Annotated in this window: 5 protein-coding genes; 4 read left to right on the forward strand and 1 reads right to left on the reverse strand. The window is 40.0% G+C overall.

Annotation, left to right across the window (positions count from 1 at the left end):
* The coding region (locus tag IJS99_09525; GenBank protein MBQ7562050.1) for a glycosyltransferase family 4 protein at window positions 1-369 on the forward strand (369 nt) is incomplete at its 5' end.
* Here IJS99_09525 and IJS99_09530 read toward each other — a convergent pair.
* Window positions 366-914, reverse strand: coding sequence for a lecithin retinol acyltransferase family protein (locus tag IJS99_09530; GenBank protein MBQ7562051.1), 549 nt, complete (start codon window positions 912-914; stop codon window positions 366-368). The genes IJS99_09525 and IJS99_09530 overlap by 4 nt on opposite strands.
* 128 nt (window positions 915-1,042) lie before the next feature.
* Between IJS99_09530 and rplI the strand changes: the two genes are divergently transcribed.
* The 3 genes from rplI (at window position 1,043) to feoB (ending at window position 5,273) form a co-directional block, all read left to right on the forward strand.
* Window positions 1,043-1,492: a 50S ribosomal protein L9 gene (gene rplI, locus IJS99_09535; GenBank protein MBQ7562052.1), complete on the forward strand. Its 450-nt coding sequence runs from the start codon at window positions 1,043-1,045 to the stop codon at window positions 1,490-1,492.
* A complete protein-coding gene (dnaB, locus tag IJS99_09540; GenBank protein ID MBQ7562053.1) occupies window positions 1,492-2,835 on the forward strand; it encodes a replicative DNA helicase in 1,344 nt (447 codons plus the stop codon). Before rplI ends, dnaB begins: the two co-directional genes overlap by 1 nt.
* 86 nt (window positions 2,836-2,921) lie before the next feature.
* Window positions 2,922-5,273: a ferrous iron transport protein B gene (feoB, locus tag IJS99_09545; GenBank protein MBQ7562054.1), complete on the forward strand. Its 2,352-nt coding sequence runs from the start codon at window positions 2,922-2,924 to the stop codon at window positions 5,271-5,273.
* Window positions 5,274-5,292 lie beyond the last annotated feature (19 nt).

The raw sequence follows: 5,292 nt of genomic DNA on the forward strand, positions 1-5,292 counted from the left end.
ATTTTTATATTCACGTCCGATAAAGGCGAAGGCTGGGGAGCTGTCTTAAATGAGTCAATGACTTCTGCGTGTGCTGTCGTTGCCGGCATTAAAATAGGTTCAGCCCCGTACGTAATAAATGACGGTCAAAACGGGTTATTATTTAATGATAGAGATATTCAGGACTTAGCGCGAAAAGTTAAAGAGTTATTAATTAATCCCGGAAAAATTTCACGACTTGGCCGGGCTGCATATAACACAATAATAAACGAATGGAACGCAGAGAACGCCGCTAAAAAATTTGTAAAATTAGCAGACTCAATAATGGCCGGGCAAAATTTCAAAAATTTATTTTCTGAAGGAGTTTGCAGCACTGCACCTGTGATTTAGCTTAATAAATAAGTGATAATGTCTAAGATTTTATTTACCTGCGAGGAGTCTTTTATGCCTGTCTTGCACCAGACTGCAAAGTGTTCGCAATTGTTGAATGCTAAATTATAGCCGCCTTCACCGAGTTTGCTTCTTGCGCGCGTGATTGTCTCTTCACCTGAATATAAATGATAATCTTTGAGACGAAATTTTTTTATTAGCTGCCAGAGATTATATAAATTTTTATGATTATTGCCGGAATTTATCGGAGTGTTTAATAATTTCGCGGGATCATCGGGGAATTTGCAGACGTTAAATTTTTCGGCACCGTTCAAGAATTCATTTAATGAGGTCTCGCGCACAATTCCGTTAAAATCAGCAGGGCCAGTCGCTCCCGTGTAGTGAATGACGTGATTTAAATCTTTGACATAAACGCCGTAATGACTGTATAAGCCTCGATTTACGCGAATTACATCGCCATTTTCGGGATTATTAGCTTGAGAGTAATAATTATTATTTTCCTGCGCAAAATTCATTAACGGCACTAAAAACTTTTCTAGTTTCATGTAAATATCATCTCACTTGTAAAAATTTTCTTGATTAATTATAGCTATTATATGCAAAAATTTTTTATGCGTGAATGTGATATATTATTCGCATGTAAATATTATAGTAAGGGGAGAATTTTTTTATCATGAAGGTAATTCTTAAATCGGACGTGAACAAACTCGGCAGATCAGGCGCATTAATTGAAGTCAGTGACGGTTATGCGAGAAATTTTTTACTGCCTAAAAACTTAGCAATCGAGGCAACTCCGGGCAAAATTTCAGAATGGAAAGCAGAGCAGGCACGACTCAAGGCCAAAGACGAGAAATTACACGCTGAAGCACTCGAATTACAGAAAAAATTACAGGGCCGATCAGTTACTATAACGGGTAAAGCAGGCGACAACGGCAAATTATTCGGAAGTATCACAGCTGCACAAATTGCCGAGGCCTTAGAATCTCAGCACGGACTGAAAAATTTTGATAAACGCGACGTAAAACTCGACGAAGTAATAAAGAATGCCGGAGATTTCAAATTTTCTATAAAACTTTACCCCGGTGTTCAGGCTGATATGATCGTATCTGTGAGTGTGAACTAATGCCCGATTCAAGAGTCCCCCCCCGCAATCTTGACGCAGAACGTGCAGTACTGGGCGCGTGTATTCTCTCAAAAGAAGCTCTCGGTGCAAGTGTAGAAATTTTGAGCGCAAATGATTTCTATGACCCTAATAATAAAGCCGTCTTTGAAGCATTATTAAATATGTATATCAATGACAAGCCTGTTGATTTCCTGACAGTCTCTGAAGAGTTCAAATCGCTGGGAATATTTAACAGGCTAGGGGGGCAGCCTTATTTGGCCGAGTTAATTTCTTTAGTCTCAACAACAGCAAACGCCCCTTATCATGCTGAAATCGTCAAGGAACATGCAATCAAACGCCGCTTAATTGAAGCAGGCAACGCAATAATAAATCTTGCATATAACGATCAGAAATCAAGCCGCGAAGTCATAACAGAAGCAGAGAGACTAATTTTTGAGGCAGCATTAAATAAAAGCTCGTCGGAATTTATCAGAGTCAGTGATTTAATAGCACCGGCCTTTACTTCGATTGAAGAACGTTATAAGCAGACAGGCAGCAAAATGGCGGGATTCTCTTCGGGATTTCCTGATCTTGACGCTATAACAGGAGGTTTTCAGCCCGGAAGTCTAAATATTATCGCGGCCAGGCCTTCAATGGGTAAGACTGCACTTGCTGTGAATATTGCCCAGTTCGGAGGGGACGGCGCAAATTTACCCGTTTTGATATTCAGTCTTGAGATGTCGAGCGAGCAGTTATTAATGAGAATGTTAGCAGCTGAGTCAAACGTGAATCTTTCTCAAATTTTCACCGGTGCAATGGGCAAGAATACATTTAATGCGATTATTAACGCCGGTGCAGAGTTGAGCAAGAAAAATATTTACTTGAATGATGACTCGAATTTGACGACTCTTGATTTTAGGACCCGCTGCAGGAGATTCAAGACAAGACACCCCGATTTAGCACTTGTTGTGATTGATTACCTGCAATTAATGAGCACGGGCGAACACAGAATTAATGACGGCAGGCAGCAGGAAGTATCAGAAATTTCTAGGACTCTTAAGGCCGTAGCACGTGAATTAAACTGTCCTGTTATAGCATTGTCGCAATTATCGCGCGAGACCGAGAAACGCAACGAGAAGAAGCCGCAGTTATCTGACTTGAGAGACTCCGGAGCAATTGAACAGGACGCTGACACTGTTATATTAATTTTCAGGCAGGATTATTACGGCGAAAACGAGCAAAATGATAAAGTCAACAGCGTAGCAGATATAAGAGTTGCCAAGAATCGCAATGGAAGGACGGGGACGTGTCAATTAACTTTTCAGAAGGAAATAACGAAATTTGCCAGCCACGCGAAAGAATAAAGCATAAAAATTGTCATTGATTTAATTTACTCGCTCAAATAAAATTTGACTCATGAAATATTTTATTGAAAATGGAGATTAATTTAATGACTCTAGCAGATTTAGAGATAGGTAACAGCGCAGTTATTTCAACAGTCGGAGGCTCAGGACATTTAAGACAGCATTTATTAGACATGGGAATAATCCCCTGTGCTCTTGTAAAAATGGTAAAAGCTGCCCCGCTTGGCGACCCTATAGAGATTCGTATACATGATTATGAGCTTACATTAAGGCTTGACGACGCAAAAAAAATAAATATATCATCCGCAAAAGAAAGTCATAACGCAGAAAAATTTATTAAAGCCTATCACATTGTAAATAATATAATACCTCATCCCGGACTAGGTGAAGAAGGCAAATATCACGATAACGACAAGAGTCAGCCTTTACCCGACGGGACTATATTAACATTTGCGCTCGCTGGGAATCAGAATTCCGGCAAGACTACACTATTCAATCAATTAACAGGCTCAAAGCAAAGAATCGGAAATTTTCCGGGTGTTACAGTTGACCGCAAAGACGGAGCAATTAAGGGACATTCTGACACACTTATAACTGACTTGCCCGGCATTTATTCAATGTCGCCGTATAGCGGTGAAGAATTGATCTCGCGAAATTTTTTACTTGACGAGAAACCCAAAGCAATAATTAATATAGTCGACGCTACTAATATAGAAAGAAATTTATATTTGACTATTCAATTAATGGAAATGCAAATTCCCATGGTAGTAGCTCTTAACATGATGGACGAACTAAGCGGCAACGGCGGGACGATTTATATTAACAAACTTGAAAATTTATTAGGAGTCCCAGTTATTCCCATTTCTGCGCTCAAGAATGAAGGTATAGAGGAACTTGTTAATCATGCCTTACACATTGCAAAATTTCAGGAGAAACCCGCAAGATATGATTTTTGCGATGAACATGATCATGACGGAGCAGTTCACAGGTGCATTCACGCAATAACGCATTTGATTCAAGATCACGCCGAGCGGGCCGGACTCCCTTTGAGATTTGCAGCTACAAAAATAATCGAGGGCGATAAACTCGTAATCGGAAAATTGAATCTTGACACGAACGAACTTGAGACTATTGAGCATATTATTCTCCAGATGGAGAAAGAAAGGGGCTTAGATCGTCAGGCTGCAATTGCTGACATGAGATTTAATTTTATAGAAAATATCTGCGCTCAATGTGTCGTAAAACCTGTAGAGAGCCGCGAACATTTACGGAGTCAGACTCTCGACAAAATTTTAACCGGACATTATACGGCGATTCCCGTTTTTATTGCTGTTATGGGAGCTATTTTCTGGCTCACGTTTGAAGTAATCGGAGCATATTTTCAGGACATATTAGAAGAGGGAATCGAGTCATTAACTGAATTAGCGGACTCTTACATGTCATCAATGGGAGTAAATGAAATCGCCCATAAATTTATAATTGACGGAGTTTTTGCGGGACTGGGAAGCGTTCTAAGTTTCTTGCCTATAATAATAACCCTGTTTTTCTTTTTGTCGATACTTGAAGACACGGGATATACTGCACGAGTAGCATTTTTCATGGATAAATTACTGCGCAAAATAGGACTCTCAGGCCGGAGTATAGTTCCCATGTTAATAGGCTTTGGCTGTACAGTTCCTGCTGTGATGTCGACTCGTACTCTTCCGAGTGAACGAGATAGAAGAATGACTATTTTATTGACTCCATTTATGAGCTGTACTGCAAAATTACCGATTTATGCGTTTTTCGTCAATGCGTTCTTTCCGGATCATGAAGGAATTATAATAACAGGCTTATATATTTTAGGAATTATAATGGGAATTCTCGTAGCATTGTTATATAAAGAGACTCTATTCAGGGGTGAAGCTGTCCCGTTTGTCATGGAACTGCCTAATTACAGAATGCCGGCCGCCAAGAATGTTTTATTCTTAATGCGGGAGAAAGCAAAAGATTTCTTAGAACGTGCCTTCACAGTTATATTTTTCGCGACTGTTATAATATGGTGCTTACAAAGTTTTGATTTACAGTTTAATTTTACTGAGCACTCAGACACTAGCATATTAGCAGGAATTGCCGGACTGTTAGAGCCTTTATTTGTGCCGTTGGGACTCGCTGACTGGAGGATCTGCACGTCATTAATAAGCGGCTTTCTCGCAAAAGAAAGTGTCGTGTCAAGTTTAGGCGTATTATTTAAAGGCGGAGTCAAGTCTTTCTTGTCAACTGAATCGGCGGCGGCTTTGTTAGTATTCAGCTTGCTTTATACTCCCTGTGTTGCTGCGGTGGCCTCGATTAGGCGTGAACTTGGCAGTAAATGGGCGGTCAGTGTTGTTATATGGCAATGCGTAATAGCGTGGGTTGCTGCAATGATCACGAGAATTCTTGTTTTAGCTTTTCTTTAAACTCTGTGCGGGGTAAAAA

Source organism: Synergistaceae bacterium (genome assembly GCA_017444345.1).
In the GTDB taxonomy this organism is placed as follows: domain Bacteria; phylum Synergistota; class Synergistia; order Synergistales; family Aminobacteriaceae; genus JAFUXM01.